16 protein-coding genes are annotated in these 13,276 nt (G+C 43.1%); 7 read left to right on the top strand and 9 right to left on the bottom strand.

Annotated features, from left to right (window positions below):
- Positions 1-73 precede the first annotated feature (73 nt).
- The gene (gene ytrH, locus D0463_RS06975) at positions 74-415 is read left to right on the top strand and encodes a sporulation membrane protein YtrH (protein WP_483295723.1); all 342 of its coding nucleotides are present in this window, start codon (positions 74-76) and stop codon (positions 413-415) included.
- Positions 412-912 carry a sporulation membrane protein YtrI gene (gene ytrI / locus D0463_RS06970; protein WP_117306562.1) on the top strand — a complete coding sequence of 167 codons (501 nt, stop codon included), beginning with the start codon at positions 412-414 and terminating at the stop codon, positions 910-912. The genes ytrH and ytrI overlap by 4 nt, the downstream gene beginning before the upstream one ends.
- Before the next feature lie 287 nt (positions 913-1,199).
- Here ytrI and D0463_RS06965 read toward each other — a convergent pair whose 3' ends face one another.
- Positions 1,200-2,132: a DHH family phosphoesterase gene (locus D0463_RS06965; protein ID WP_117306560.1), complete on the bottom strand. Its 933-nt coding sequence runs from the start codon at positions 2,130-2,132 to the stop codon at positions 1,200-1,202.
- 148 nt (positions 2,133-2,280) lie between these two features.
- On the opposite strand from D0463_RS06965, the gene D0463_RS06960 reads away from it, so the two are divergent.
- On the top strand, positions 2,281-2,592 hold the full coding sequence (locus tag D0463_RS06960; RefSeq protein ID WP_117306558.1) for a YtpI family protein: 312 nt from the start codon (positions 2,281-2,283) through the stop codon (positions 2,590-2,592).
- 110 nt (positions 2,593-2,702) lie between these two features.
- Here D0463_RS06960 and D0463_RS06955 read toward each other — a convergent pair whose 3' ends face one another.
- The 3 genes from D0463_RS06955 to D0463_RS06945 form a co-directional block, all read right to left on the bottom strand.
- Positions 2,703-4,022: a CBS domain-containing protein gene (locus tag D0463_RS06955; RefSeq protein ID WP_117306556.1), complete on the bottom strand. Its 1,320-nt coding sequence runs from the start codon at positions 4,020-4,022 to the stop codon at positions 2,703-2,705.
- 69 nt (positions 4,023-4,091) lie between these two features.
- Complete coding sequence (locus tag D0463_RS06950; RefSeq protein ID WP_254052733.1) at positions 4,092-4,331, bottom strand: hypothetical protein; 240 nt, start codon at positions 4,329-4,331, stop codon at positions 4,092-4,094.
- A gap of 376 nt (positions 4,332-4,707) precedes the next feature.
- Complete coding sequence (locus D0463_RS06945; RefSeq protein WP_117306554.1) at positions 4,708-5,391, bottom strand: metal-dependent hydrolase; 684 nt, start codon at positions 5,389-5,391, stop codon at positions 4,708-4,710.
- Positions 5,392-5,566: 175 nt separating this feature from the next.
- Here D0463_RS06945 and D0463_RS06940 point away from each other — a divergent pair, with 175 nt between their 5' ends.
- Positions 5,567-6,664, top strand: coding sequence for a M24 family metallopeptidase (locus D0463_RS06940; RefSeq protein ID WP_117306552.1), 1,098 nt, complete (start codon positions 5,567-5,569; stop codon positions 6,662-6,664).
- 36 nt (positions 6,665-6,700) lie between these two features.
- Here D0463_RS06940 and ald read toward each other — a convergent pair whose 3' ends face one another.
- The gene (gene ald / locus D0463_RS06935) at positions 6,701-7,828 is read right to left on the bottom strand and encodes an alanine dehydrogenase (RefSeq protein ID WP_117306550.1); all 1,128 of its coding nucleotides are present in this window, start codon (positions 7,826-7,828) and stop codon (positions 6,701-6,703) included.
- 175 nt (positions 7,829-8,003) lie between these two features.
- Between ald and D0463_RS06930 the strand changes: the two genes are divergently transcribed.
- Positions 8,004-8,447, top strand: a complete 444-nt coding sequence (locus tag D0463_RS06930) for a universal stress protein (protein ID WP_117306611.1) — start codon at positions 8,004-8,006, stop codon at positions 8,445-8,447.
- A gap of 26 nt (positions 8,448-8,473) precedes the next feature.
- On the opposite strand, the gene argH is transcribed toward D0463_RS06930, so the two are convergent.
- Both argH and D0463_RS06920 read right to left on the bottom strand, forming a co-directional pair.
- Positions 8,474-9,871: an argininosuccinate lyase gene (gene argH, locus D0463_RS06925; RefSeq protein WP_117306548.1), complete on the bottom strand. Its 1,398-nt coding sequence runs from the start codon at positions 9,869-9,871 to the stop codon at positions 8,474-8,476.
- The gene (locus D0463_RS06920; RefSeq protein WP_117306546.1) at positions 9,868-11,073 is read right to left on the bottom strand and encodes an argininosuccinate synthase; all 1,206 of its coding nucleotides are present in this window, start codon (positions 11,071-11,073) and stop codon (positions 9,868-9,870) included. Before D0463_RS06920 ends, argH begins: the two co-directional genes overlap by 4 nt.
- A 196-nt stretch (positions 11,074-11,269) precedes the next feature.
- Between D0463_RS06920 and D0463_RS06915 the strand changes: the two genes are divergently transcribed.
- Positions 11,270-11,584 (top strand): hypothetical protein, encoded by a 315-nt coding sequence (locus D0463_RS06915; RefSeq protein ID WP_117306544.1) that lies wholly within the window; start codon positions 11,270-11,272, stop codon positions 11,582-11,584.
- Positions 11,585-11,612: 28 nt separating this feature from the next.
- On the opposite strand, the gene D0463_RS06910 is transcribed toward D0463_RS06915, so the two are convergent.
- Both D0463_RS06910 and D0463_RS06905 read right to left on the bottom strand, forming a co-directional pair.
- Entirely contained in the window at positions 11,613-12,125 is a 513-nt protein-coding gene (locus tag D0463_RS06910; protein WP_117306542.1) for a MogA/MoaB family molybdenum cofactor biosynthesis protein, read from the bottom strand.
- Complete coding sequence (locus D0463_RS06905; RefSeq protein ID WP_117306540.1) at positions 12,122-12,964, bottom strand: EcsC family protein; 843 nt, start codon at positions 12,962-12,964, stop codon at positions 12,122-12,124. Before D0463_RS06905 ends, D0463_RS06910 begins: the two co-directional genes overlap by 4 nt.
- Positions 12,965-13,093: 129 nt before the next feature.
- Here D0463_RS06905 and D0463_RS19670 point away from each other — a divergent pair.
- Positions 13,094-13,276 (top strand): hypothetical protein (locus D0463_RS19670; RefSeq protein WP_216824887.1); only part of this gene is annotated, 183 nt, incomplete at its 3' end.

The raw sequence follows: 13,276 nt of genomic DNA, 5'->3' as shown, positions 1-13,276 counted from the left end.
CTGATACTCATATGAGCAGAGGATTGTCCATATACATAACCATAGACTAATTATTCTGGGAGACAAAAGGATGATAGAAATGAAGGAAGCATTTTTCCCTGCTTTTATAAACACCTATTTCATTTCACTCGGGGTGCTGCTTGGCGGTTCACTTATAGGCGGGCTTGGTGCCTTCTTTACCGGACAGGCACCGCTTACCATCATGTACAGATTATCAGACAGCTTAAGAATATGGGCGATTATCGCTGCGATTGGCGGTACATTTGACACGGTCTATTCGTTTGAACGCGGCCTCTTTAATGGAGAGACCAAGGATATTATTAAGCAATTTTTGTGGATTCTCGCGGCATTGGGAGGCGCTAAAACCGGAGCACTGCTGATTTATTGGCTGACCCAGGAGCATATTTCCCAATGAGAGTCCCTCCTTATCATCAAAAACCCGGATGGCAGCGTTTTTTTGCCGGAGTCGCAATTGGTTGTATCATCAGCTGGGTTATTTTTCTATACATGTTTGGGGTACAGCAGGAAAACCAGTTTGAAAGGATGAATGCCCAGCAGAAATTGATCGGAAATCTTACGGACAGGAATGCAATTTGGGAAAAAGACTATCAGAAGTTAAACGAAGAAGTGAAAAAAAAGCTGAAAATTCAGGAAATCGAAGTTACCATTTTAAACGGAAAAACGTTTAAATTGGACCATTTAAGCATAGCAGAAGCTGAGGACGCCATCCATGATGATTTAGCTTCTCTGCTTACTAAAGATGTAGAAACGATATATAACGGTAGATCCTTGTTGAAGAAATCGATCGAAAATAAAATTGTCGAAATCAATAAAAAACGCTACAAATTAGAGGTCGCGGAAATCCTTTTCTATACGAACATGTATATCGAAGTCCGGCTAGTCCGGTTATAGTTTCGCAGCGGGTTCCCGATTCATTTTGCAGCCGGTTTGACTCGTTTTGTTGCGGAAAATTTCTATTTTGTTGCCACTTTGACCGGTTTTGTTGCCGGATTAGGAACTATTGTTGCCGAAATTCCATTTTTGTTGCAGAAATTCCTACTTGGTTGCCGCCTTGGTCGGTTTCATTTCTTGTTGCGAAATATCCGTTTGATTTGCCGATTTCAGATTTCACAGAAAAACATTTTCCGTCCAGTTTAAAAAATCAGGGTCTGACGCAGGAGCGCAAGACCCTTTCTTTATTAACGGCACACATCCGCTAAATCCTTTAATACCTCATCCACGGTTTCCCATGAATGGATGGACGCGCCGGCAGCCATCGGATGACCGCCGCCATTATACTTTCTGGCAATCCCGTTAATGACAGGGCCTTTCGAACGGAGACGGACACGGATTTCCTTTTCTTCCTCGATAAAGAAAGCCCAAGCTTTCAATCCTTTTACCGCGCCCAAAGAGCTCACAAGCAAAGAAGCCTCTGCTGGCGTCGTATCGAATTCACGCAAAATGTCCTTGGTCATTACCATTTTCCCTGTACCGTTTTCGAGTATTTCAAAATTTTGCAGAACGTATCCGTTTAAACGAGTTACGTTTTCATTCACGTCATACATATCATTAAACAATTCCGTCCGCGAGAAATTATAGTGAATCAACTCGCCGGCGTAACTGAACGTCTTTTCGGTTGTGCTCGCAAATAAAAACCGCCCCGTGTCCCCGACAATCCCTGCAAACAATAACCTCGCCGCTTCGTCGCTCAACTTCAAGCCCTTATCTTTTCCGAATAAGTAAAATTCGTAAATCATTTCGCTGGTGGAACTTGCATCCGTATCCACCCATAGCATATCTCCGTATCGATCTTCATTTGGATGATGATCAATTTTAATCAATTTGTCGCCTGAATTGTAGCGCTGGTCACAAACGCGTTCTGTATTGGCTGTATCACAAACGATAACCAATGCACCTTTGTATGTATCATCCGAAATGGTATCAAGCCTTTTTAAATAGTTGAGTGATTCCTCTTCTTTTCCAACCAAATAAATGCTCTTCTCTGGAAACGAGGTTCTCAGGATTTCCCCGAGCCCGCATTGGGAGCCATAAGCATCCGGATCAGGACGGACGTGTCGATGGATAATAATCGTTTCATAACGCTCTATTTCTTTTAATATTTCAGCTTTCATCAAATTATCTCCTTCGCAACCTATCTTATAAGTCTATTTAAACAAAAAAAGAAAAGAATGGAAAGTGGTTGCCTTCTTTAATGGTGGCTTTCTGCCAAAATTCCCGTTACAATAAAATAGTATTATCGTATAATGGGGGCTATTCATCATGTTAATCCTTACTATTTTAATTGTCATTTCGTTGATGTTCTATATTTTTTATAAAGTGCGATTTTTCAGGACCCGTCTTCCGATGGAAAAAAAGTGGCTCTCCGCGAAATCTTCCATTGCCTTAGGTCTTTTTGTGGCTCTATTCGGAGTGAACCAGCTTTTTTTATATCAGTCTAAAATGACTTACTTTGTTGCCGTGATCTTTCTCTTAATCGGTGGATTGAGCATTTATGGCGGTTATAGAGCGTACAAGTTCTACCTGCCTCATGCCATTGAAGAAGCGGACCAGGTTGCAAAGAACTCCTACTAAATGTTTCTGTTGATTTTTGGCTCATAATAACAACGTTTAACACAGCTAATAAAAAACAAAAAGGATAATCACTCAGGAAATGCTCCTGAATGATTATCCTTTTTTACTTATTATGGGCGATCAAGGAGCTGACAGGTCATCATCGCTTTTCCGACAAGCTTTCCTTGATTGTAAACCTCAACATCGACCTTTCCGAACTTTCTGCCGACTTCCAATACCTTTGGAACGATTTGAAGCATGCTATCGATCTGTACGGGTTTAATAAAGTAGATCGTCGTGTTCTCAACCACGAGATCGCCGCGCTTGAAGCCTCTGAGCACTCTATTAGCGGCTTCGGTGACAATCGTCGTGAAAACACCGTAGGAGATGGTACCAAGATGATTGGTCATCTGTGGGGTCACTTCGTACCGGTATGTTTCTTCTCCTTTAGGATTGCCTTCAGTCTTGGAAAGCTGGCCTGTAATAATGTCATCAATCGTTTCCCCGACCTGCGGCTGTCTTTGGCTCATTTGCATCGCCTTTAAGACATCCTGACGGCTAATTATGCCTTGCAGCATATGATTGTCATTAACAACCGGGATCAACTCAATGCCCTCCCATACCATCATATGCGCGCTTGATGCCACACTCGTCTTAGCGCCTACCGTCATCGGGCTTTTTGTCATCACTTTTTCCACGAGAATATTTTCATCCTGTCCCATAATGTCCTTGGAAGTGACCATCCCCTGTATCTTCATGTTCTCATCGACGACAGGGAAACGGCTGTGTTTCGTTTCCTTATTGTATTCAAGATAGACCGAGATAGGATCCGTTGTTTTCAGGAAGGTCGTTTCATGTATCGGTGTCAGGATATCCTCCACGAGCAAAATTTCTTTTTTAATCAACTGATCGTAAATTGCGCGGTTGATCATGGTTGCTACGGTAAACGTATCGTAGCTGGTGGAAATGACCGGCATTTGAAGCTCATCGGCCAGCTTCTTTACCTGCTCCTCCGTATCGAAACCGCCGGTGATTAAAACAGCGGCTCCGGCTTTTAATGCCTGTTCATGGGCCTGTGTCCGGTTCCCGACTATCAACAAATTTCCCGGCCCTGTGTATCTCATCATGGCCTCAAGCTTCATGGCTCCGATGACAAATTTATTTAACGTTTTATGAAGGCCAGCACGTCCTCCTAACACCTGACCGTCCACTATATTAACAACCTCGGCAAACGTGAGCTTTTCGATATTTTCTTTTTTCTTCTGTTCAATCCTGATCGTTCCTACCCTTTCAATGGTTGAAACGTATCCTTTATTCTCCGCATCCTTAATCGCGCGGTATGCTGTTCCTTCACTCACAGTTAAGGCCTTTGCAATCTGTCGTACGGATATTTTTTCGCCAACTGGCAGCCCATCTATATATTTTAAAATTTGTTCATGCTTCGTTTCCAATCTCTTCACCCTTTTCACGGATTACCTTTTTCTTCATTATAGAGTGAAAGATGATGCTATTCAAATCAACTATTGATAATCACGCATTCTTTGGCGTATTTGCTGCACTTTTCCTGTTTCAGCCCTCTTTCGTTTTTTAGGAGCGTAAAGCATTCCTGTCAGGTTGCCTGCAACCGCAAACAAGGCAAAAAGCAACCAGCTTGCAGCAAAAATACTTTCCATTCCTGAGCCTGTTAGCGTAAACCTTGGCACCGCGTAATAAAGCATGACGCCTATTAATAGCAAACAAAGCAATAGCCTTTGTTTCAATGATCGTCCCCCCAATCACTAATAATCCTGCGGTATATTTTATGCTTGTCTTGGGAAAAAAAGACACGCTCAGTCATTAAGCTTTTCAGAACAAAAGCGCAAGCGCCTTATACGTAAGGAAGAACGACTAAGACCGCCACATCGTTATGTCTTCGTCGTTCTGACCCACATCCTGTGGGCCCCCGACAAGCATAAGACGACCATCAGTATGGGGTGTAGTCGTCTCCCCATCTGTTGATTGGCTAGACCAGAGAGGGGCTAGGCGCTGGAGCTGGATATAGATCATCTAAATTAGTTATCCACACAAAAAATCAATTTATAATTTCCTAAACAATAAAAAAACAGCCAGTTGTAGGAACCTGGCTGTCCGTTTTCTTTATAAATCAATGGATTCTCCTGCTTGCAAGACTTTCCCGATGCCGCGTCCAAGCATTTCGACATACTTATGAGGATCCTGCTTGATTGGCGGGAAGGTATTATAGTGTATGGGGACGACCTGTTTCGGGTTCAAAAATTTTGCCGCGAGCGCCGCATCTTCAGGACCCATTGTAAAATTATCGCCGATTGGCAAAAAGGCAAGATCAATCGGATGCCTTTCCCCGATTAGCTTCATATCGGAATAAAGGGCGGTATCACCCGCGTGATAAACCGTTTTTCCTTCTGCCGTGAAGAGGACACCTGCAGGCATTCCTAAATAAATGATTTGCTTATCATCCGTAATAAACCCGCTGCCATGGAAGGCGGGTGTAAGCTTCACCTTGCCGAAGTCAAATTCATACGAACCCCCAATATGCATGCCATGTGTATTTTCTATACCTTGAAAGCCTATGTATGCTGCCATCTCAGCTGTGCCGATTACCAATGAATGATTCTTTTTTGCAATTTCCAATGTGTCACCGAGATGATCACCATGTCCATGGGTCAGAATAATGACATCCGCCTTCACATCTTCCACCTTTAAATCGGTTAATTCATTTCCATTAATAAACGGATCAAATAAAATCGTTTTGCCATTTGTCTCAATCTTGATAACGGCATGTCCGTGATAGGAAACCTTCATATTCATTCTCCTTTCGATTTTGTATCCATATATCTTTTCCAGGTAAATGCCAGTAATTCTTTTGAAAAAACAGATTCACCTTCTTGTTTACCCTTTTTCAAAAATATCTAACAGTTTACAATCCATTTTCTTATTGTTATCGTCAAATTAGAAGTTGAAAAGCGGAGGTATCTATATGAATCAACGAATCGAAACACTAAAAGATTGGTTAAGACTAAATACGATTGACGCCGCACTGATCACAGCTCCTGAAAATGTGTTCTATCTTAGCGGTTTTTTAAGCGATCCCCATGAAAGATTGCTTGCGTTGGCAGTCTTCCCTGATGCCGAGCCATTCCTTGTCGTCCCGAAAATGGAGGTTGAGGAAGTGAAGAAAACCGGTTGGGATCCTGAAATCATAGGCTATAGTGACATCGAAGACCCATGGGAACAAATAAAGAGCTCGGTGGCAAACCGGGGCATCTCCATAAAAAGAATCGCTATTGAGAAAGAACATATGAATGTCGAACGATATGAAAAAGTGAATGAAACTTTTTCAGTCCCAGAATTTGTTTCAGCGGAAGAAAAGCTGCGACAGCTACGCATGGTCAAAACAGATGAAGAAATGACGAAGATTCGGGAAGCTTGCCGTCTCGCTGATTTCGCCATCGAAGTAGGCGCAAATGAAATCAGCGAAGGAAAAACAGAAATGGAGATTCTCGCCGCCATTGAATTTGAATTAAAAAAAGCGGGTATTAGTCAAATGTCTTTTTCGACGATGGTTCTGACAGGGAAGAACGCCGCTTCTCCCCATGGAACACCCGGGATGACGAGGATACAGCGCGGAGATTTGGTTTTATTTGACCTTGGTGTGGTCTATGAAGGCTATTGCTCAGATATTACACGAACGATAGCTTATGGAGATATCACTGAAAAGCAGCATGATATTTATGAAACGGTGTTAAAAGCACAGGAAGCCGCAGTTTCTGCAAGTGTTGTCGGCACCGCTTGCGCAAGCATCGATTTGACTGCGAGGAAAATCATTACTGATAAAGGCTATGGTCAATATTTCCCTCACCGTCTTGGCCATGGACTAGGAATCAGTGTCCATGAATATCCATCATTGACTGAAACAAATCCGTTACTTTTACAGCCAGGGATGGTTTTCACGATCGAACCCGGCATCTATGTGCCTGATGTTGCCGGTGTTCGGATTGAGGATGATTTATTCATCACTGAAAATGGCTATGAAGTGCTGACGAAATATCCAAAAACACTTCAAATCATAAGTTAAATAAAAAGGCAGCTACCCCTGTGGCTGCCTTCAGCTTTACCCGCTCATTTCTTCAATTATTTGCCTCGCATCCTTATATTCCATGCCATGCGCTTCGGCAACCGCTTTATAAGTCACATGTCCGGCCGCCGTATTGCACCCCAGTAAAAGAGCTTCGTTTTCCAGGCACGCCCGTTTTACTCCTTTATTTGCAATCTGAAGGGCATAAGGGACAGTAACATTCGTCAAGGCAATGGTTGACGTTCTCGGTACAGCTCCTGGCATATTGGCCACCGCATAATGAATGACGTCGTGTTTCTCATATGTCGGGTTATCATGTGTCGTGATTTTATCAGTCGTTTCGAAAATACCCCCCTGGTCGATCGCAATATCAACGACGACAGATCCTGGAGACATGTCCTTGATCATTTGTTCAGTTACAAGCTTGGGCGCCTTGGCACCGGGGATTAGAACCGCGCCGATCACCAAATCCGAGTTTCTTACAGATTCAGCAATATTATATGGATTGGACATCATCACCGTAAGATCATTTCCGAAAATATCATCAAGCTGACGCAGCCTGTCTGGATTGACATCGAGTATCGTCACATCCGCCCCAAGGCCGACTGCAATTTTGGCAGCATTCGTTCCCGCGATTCCGCCGCCGATTATCGAAACCTTCCCTCTGCGGACACCTGGTACCCCTGAAAGGAGAATGCCTTTTCCACCATAAACTTTTTCAAGAAACTGGGCGCCGATTTGTGGGGACATCCTTCCAGCAACTTCGCTCATTGGTGTCAACAGCGGTAGAGATCGGTTCGGAAGCTGGACCGTTTCATAGGCAATAGCGGTTACTTTATTCTCGACAAGCGCTCTTGTCAAAGCGGCTTCAGGAGCAAGATGAAGATAAGTAAAAAGAATTTGCCAATCCGCAAAATAACCGTATTCCTCTGGTACAGGTTCCTTCACCTTCATTACCATATCCTGTGACCATGCCTCTTTGGCAGACTCGACCATTTCCGCCCCTGCTGCCGAATAGTCCTGATCCGTGAATCCCGAGCCTAAACCGGCACCAGTTTCGATAAAGACCTTATGCCCTGAATTAACAAGATTCACTACTCCAGACGGGGCCAAAGATACTCGATTCTCATTGTTTTTGATTTCTCTCGGAATTCCAATTCTCATCACCTTTACCTCCGAATCCGCTCCACGATATTTGCTTCTCCTACTATTATGCTATCTCCAATCTTTTGTGCATATAAACCGGTATATAATTTTAACCTTCACTAAATTGTTATAAGTATCCCGAAAATTCAACAAGAAAATAATGTATAATTATTATAGAAGGAGGAGATGTATGATGACACTAACCTATAAAAAAATCCTTGTAGCTGTGGATGGCTCCCAAGAAGCGGATCGGGCTTTTAAAAAAGCTCTTGAAATCTCCAAAAGAAATGATTCGCAGATAGTGTTAGCACATGTGATTGATACACGAAACTTTCCTACCATCGAAGCGTATGACTTAACAATAAGAGATCGGACTGAAAGCTTTGCAGGTGAGTTGATGGACAAGTACAAAGCGGAAGCAGCAGAAGCCGGCCTCGAAGATCTAAAAGTGGAGATTGAACTTGGAAACCCCAAAGTTAAAATTGCAAAAGACTTGCCAAAAAAACACGAAACAGACTTAATCATCTGTGGGGCTACCGGTCTTAACGCAATTGAACGCCTTATGCTCGGAAGCGTGTCCGATTACGTGACACGACACGCAGCCTGCGACGTATTGGTCATCCGATCAGAAAAATAACCGAAATAAAAAACAGCCCATTCACCTTATTGGTGAGCGGGCTGTTTGTATTCTGCGACAAGTTTTTTCCCTTTCGCAATCGCTAGCTTAATCTGGTCAAAACCAGTTCCGCCTGCGCTGTTTCTCCGCTTCACTGCTTGATACGGATCTAAAGCTGTATAAATATCATCCTCGAATAAGTGCGAAGCGGCTTGAAAATGCTCCATCGGCAAATCAGCTAAATAACAATTTTTCTGTACACAATTGAGCACAAGCTTCCCGACTACTTCATGAGCTTCTCTAAATGGCATGCCTTTGCCGGCAAGATAATCCGCAAGCTCCGTCGCATTGGAAAAATCGGATTTTGTAGCCCTTTCCATCACTTCAGTCCTAACTTTCATGGTCGAAATCATGCCTTCGAATATTTTCAAGGATCCTATCACCGTTTTTACCGTATCGAACATGCCTTCCTTGTCCTCTTGCATGTCTTTATTATAGGCGAGCGGCAATCCCTTCAATACGGTTAGCATGCCAGTTAGGTTTCCATATACGCGGCCTGTTTTCCCGCGGATCAATTCGGCCATATCCGGATTTTTCTTTTGCGGCATAATGCTGCTTCCCGTCGAGAATGCATCATCGAGTTCGATGAATTGAAATTCCTGGCTTGACCAAAGAATGATTTCTTCACTGAAACGCGACAAATGCATCATGAGCGTGGAGCTGTTGCTTAAAAATTCAAGGATAAAATCCCGATCGCTTACAGCATCAAGGCTATTTTCATAAATCCCTTCAAAGCCCAGCAGTCCGGCCGTATACTCTCGGTTAATGGGAAATGTCGTACCGGCAAGCGCACCTGCGCCAAGCGGGGAGATATTAATTCTTTTTAGGCCTTCCGTAAATCGCTCTTTATCCCGCTCAAGCATCCAGAAATAGGCCATCACATGATGCGCAAACGAAATAGGCTGGGCCCGTTGCAGATGAGTATACCCTGGAATAAGCGTTTCTACATGTTTTTCCGCTTGATTCAGAATGGATTCCTGCAGATTATTTATTAATTGGAGCACATCCTCCGTTTGGCTACGTAAATACAAATGCATATCGGTTGCAACCTGATCATTTCGGCTGCGTCCGGTATGCAGCTTTCCGCCCACCGGTCCGATTTCGGCAATCAGCATGCTCTCTAGGTTGAGATGGATGTCCTCCATCTCAACCGAAAAAGACAGCTCGCCATTTAATGCTTTTTCCTTTAAAACGTTCAATCCTTCGATAATTTGTTCTGCATCACTTGCCGGCAAGATTCCACATTTCTTTAGCATCGTTACATGCGCGAGGCTTCCTTGGATATCCTCCATAACAAGCTCCTGATCGAAAGATATGGAAGCTCCAAATTCATCTACCCACTCTTCGGCAGACTTTGTAAATCTACCACCCCACAGTTTGCTCACACAGTCACCTTCTTTTGATTTACAATGCTGGATACCTTCGTCGGTAGTCCCCAAAGAGAAATGAAACCGACGGCAGCGCTATGATCAAATTCATCACTAGCGGTATATGTGGCTAGCTTTTCATCATATAAAGAATACTCCGATTTTCTTCCTTCCACGATTGCGTGGCCTTTGAACAACTTCACTCGCACTGTTCCGGTAACAGTCTGCTGTGTCTGCTTTAAGAAAGCAAGTAATGCACCCTTTAATGGGGAGAACCAAAGCCCTTCATAAATGAGTTCCGTTAATTTCTTTTCAATGACCGGTTTGAAGTGGGCAACTTCTTTTACTAGCGTAATATCTTCAAGCTCTTTATGCGCTTTTATTAGCGTTATCGCTCCCGGGCACTCATACACCTCACGGGATTTGATTCCGACCAATCTGTTTTCGACATGGTCAATCCGGCCTACACCATGCTTGCCAGCCAGCAGATTTAGTTCAAGGATCAAGTTAGATAGTGTATAAGAAGTATTATTCAATGACACTGGAACACCATTTTCAAAGCCAATTTCAATGATATCTGGTGTATCCGGCGTTTTTTCCAAACTGACAGTTAGCTCATAAGCTTCCTCCGGCGGTGCTGCCCATGGGTCTTCCAGAATACCGCATTCGTTGGAACGTCCCCATAGGTTCTGGTCAATCGAATATGGGCTGTCTAAATTAATAGGAATGGGAATTTCATTATCCAGCGCATATTGAATTTCATCCTCACGCGACCAGCTCCACTCACGGACTGGGGCCAGCACTTTTAAGTCTGGGTTTAGAGCCTGGATGGATACTTCAAAACGAACCTGATCATTCCCTTTACCCGTACAACCGTGAGCAACGGCAACCGCGTTTTCCATCTCAGCTACTTCAACCAGCTTTTTAGCGATCAGCGGGCGGGATAGCGCAGAGACAAGCGGATATTTTCCTTCATATAACGCATGAGCTTGCAAGGCCGCCAAAGCAAATTCATTGGCGAACTCTTCTTTTGCATCTATTACATAGGATTTAATTGCGCCTACCTTCAAAGCCTTTTCCTTAATAAAATCTAGATCCTTTCCTTCGCCCACATCAAGGCAGCATGCTACCACATCATACCCTTTTTCCTGCAACCACTTTATCGCAACGGAAGTATCTAACCCTCCAGAATAAGCTAAAACAACCTTTTGATTTGCCATGTTAGTTCGTCCTCTCTGTATGAATAAAAATTCATCTTATATTATTTTTATTCAATTAATTATTTATAAACTTTATCAGCTTTTCTATGGAAATGCAAGGTATTTTTAATGTTTTTTTAAGTTTGCTATAATGAATAATGTACTAGAAAAAGATAGAGCACATTAACATTATTATGTAAGTGTGAGGAGAAACGTTATGAAGAACATTTTTTCATTCGATAAACGGCTCGGAATCTCTGTTCCGCTATTCACGAAAGAATGGAAGGAATACAGCGAGTCTGAACAACAGGACGTGCTGCTGTTATGGGAAAACATTCGCGGCGGCATCCCGGACCGGATTAAAGAATTGGAGCAACTCATAAATAGAAAGCAGGCACAGCTTTCCGATGAATATGATTTCTCAATTTCCTGCCTGCTCAATTCAGAAATCGCCGAACTTGCATCCACAATCAATGACCTGTGGCTCTGGTACCGCGTTAATCAGAATATGAGTGAGAAGATACATAATTAAAAGGCTTGGAAATGTCCAAGCCTTTTAGTTATGCATCCTTATTCAGTTCTCTTACAACATGTCCTATTTCCGGCAAGATCAGTTTGTCCATTGCAAGCCGTACCGCACCCGTAGACCCGGGGGTGGAGAATATGGCTTTATTATTTACCACTCCTGCTATTGCCCTTGATAAAATCGCCGCTGAACCGATATCCTCCTGATAGCTCAGCATGCGGAATAGCTCACCGAAGCCAGAAATTTCTTTATCCAGAAGACCTTTAACCGTCTCAATCGTCACATCTCGCTTGGCAATCCCCGTTCCGCCATTGGTCAAAATGACATCAACCTCAGGATTTTCAGTTCCTTTAAGGATAGCCTTTTCGATTACTTCACGTTCATCTTTTACAATCTCATATTCAATCAATTCATGCCCGTTACTACTTAAGAGATCCATCATTTGCTTTCCACTTTTGTCTGTATGCTTTGTTCGTGTATCACTTACGGTAATAACCATACAGCGAATTCGCTTCGGCGCTTCTCTTTTATGCTCTGCTACACTCATTCCTGTCCCTCTCTTTTGTCATGCAAATATCGATATTGATAATATTTTTGTGCAAACTCGCTCACTTTTCTTGTCAATTGATAATTCGATCCGGCACCAATGATCATAGAAATCAACGGGACACCTTGAATACGTTTTTCACGAAAAACCGTAATCGCCATAGCTTTTAAAAGTTGTTTTAGCGGCAGGTCGAGCGAAGATATATTCACCAGTTCGTCACTTCCTTCGTAAAAATAATCATCCTCCGCATTTTTTGTTTCGTTAATCAGTTCTTCCCACGCAGCTCCTTGCAGTCGTTTCGGCATCATGCCAATATTAAATACCTTAAGAGCAATCATCATTTCGAACGGGGTATTCACTTCATAACCGTAAGACATCGCAATGAGCTGTACCACTCTAACATTAATAACAGCAATTGCCGGGAGGTCACTGCCAAGCAGAAGATAACCGCCTGACCCGGTCGCGCCTCCTTGTGCAAAAGAATATAGCCTGTGCCTCGCAATATGTTGCTCGGCTACATAATTCAACTGATCAATCGTCAATGCTTTCAGATCGGAAATGGCGGAAATATCCTGATGAAAAACACGCGCGGTTCCTAAAATCCGCTCGCGAGCATCCATTTGTATCTGAGAGCTTTGCACCATTGCATGCAAATGAAATAACAAGTTATCCAGCTTTTCGAAAAATTCCTTTTGTGTCTCTTCAGGAAGCAAGGAAACTCCCTGCTCCAGCCACTTATCATAAAGCGAAACAAAATCTGTCGGTTCATATTCAAACAGCTTTTGTTCCCACTCGCTAATCTCGTTCCACACCTGTACTTCACGATCAGTCAATCCCATGTAAAATCCTCCCGCGCAAGCCAAAATTGGCTGATTATACCTGTAGTATATCATAGGAAGAAATATTTCATCTAAATGGGCAGCTAAACTGTAAAGATGATTTTACAATTCAGGAGGCCTTCGTTTGATTTGAACGATAATTTCTCTGATTTAAACGAAAGTCACGTCCATTTAAGCGAAAGTATTGCTGATTCACTCAAAAACCCGGTCGATTTAAGCGAAACTTCGGAAGCGCAAAAAAAGACCAGCCTAATCGGCTGGTCTTCTGCTTGCTTGGCGACGTCCTACTCTCACAGGGGGAGATCCCCCAAC

This window comes from Bacillus sp. V59.32b, assembly GCF_003429085.1.
GTDB lineage: Bacteria > Bacillota > Bacilli > Bacillales > DSM-1321 > Peribacillus.
The sequence above is the reverse complement of the archived record's forward strand: the minus strand, read 5'-3'. Positions and strand labels throughout refer to the sequence as shown.

Excerpts from the sequence above, each read along its gene's own strand:
- D0463_RS06960 (WP_117306558.1), top strand. The coding sequence starts at position 2,281 with ATGTTAATCCTTACTATTTTAATTGTCATTTCGTTGATGTTCTATATT.
- D0463_RS06915 (WP_117306544.1), top strand. The coding sequence starts at position 11,270 with ATGAAGAACATTTTTTCATTCGATAAACGGCTCGGAATCTCTGTTCCG.
- ald (WP_117306550.1), bottom strand. The coding sequence starts at position 7,828 with ATGAGAATTGGAATTCCGAGAGAAATCAAAAACAATGAGAATCGAGTA.
- D0463_RS06965 (WP_117306560.1), bottom strand. The coding sequence starts at position 2,132 with ATGAAAGCTGAAATATTAAAAGAAATAGAGCGTTATGAAACGATTATT.
- D0463_RS06910 (WP_117306542.1), bottom strand. The coding sequence starts at position 12,125 with ATGAGTGTAGCAGAGCATAAAAGAGAAGCGCCGAAGCGAATTCGCTGT.
- D0463_RS06940 (WP_117306552.1), top strand. The coding sequence starts at position 5,567 with ATGAATCAACGAATCGAAACACTAAAAGATTGGTTAAGACTAAATACG.
- D0463_RS06945 (WP_117306554.1), bottom strand. The coding sequence starts at position 5,391 with ATGAAGGTTTCCTATCACGGACATGCCGTTATCAAGATTGAGACAAAT.
- ytrI (WP_117306562.1), top strand. The coding sequence starts at position 412 with ATGAGAGTCCCTCCTTATCATCAAAAACCCGGATGGCAGCGTTTTTTT.
- D0463_RS06920 (WP_117306546.1), bottom strand. The coding sequence starts at position 11,073 with ATGGCAAATCAAAAGGTTGTTTTAGCTTATTCTGGAGGGTTAGATACT.
- D0463_RS06905 (WP_117306540.1), bottom strand. The coding sequence starts at position 12,964 with ATGGGATTGACTGATCGTGAAGTACAGGTGTGGAACGAGATTAGCGAG.
- D0463_RS06930 (WP_117306611.1), top strand. The coding sequence starts at position 8,004 with ATGACACTAACCTATAAAAAAATCCTTGTAGCTGTGGATGGCTCCCAA.